The 286-nt window shown below is 44.8% G+C and carries 1 rRNA gene; it reads left to right on the top strand.

From position 1 onward, the window contains the following. Positions 1-58 (top strand): 16S ribosomal RNA (locus tag H3S83_RS11410); the annotation flags it as partial. Between the last annotated feature and the right edge of the window lie 228 nt (positions 59-286).

Below are 286 nucleotides of genomic sequence, written 5' to 3'. Positions count from 1 at the left end.
TGGGGTGAAGTCGTAACAAGGTAGCCGTAGGGGAACCTGCGGCTGGATCACCTCCTTTCTAAGGAAGATTAAGAATTGGAAAGAGCTTTTTAAGTTCAGACCTTCTTGATCTTGTTAGAACAAAGGGTTCGAGATAGTCAGTTTCGAACCGTTACATAGGACTGATAGTTTTTGACTGTCAGGAATATGTGATGAATACATGCGGATAATGCCGCCTTCGTTTCTCTTTCTTCAGATGATGTATCCCAAGCCTTCTGGCGACCTGACAGATTGTAAGGTGCGGTGC

Source organism: Bartonella sp. W8122, assembly GCF_016102485.1.
Classification (GTDB): Bacteria; Pseudomonadota; Alphaproteobacteria; order Rhizobiales; family Rhizobiaceae; genus Bartonella; species Bartonella apihabitans.
This window is presented reverse-complemented; position numbering and strand designations above follow the sequence as displayed.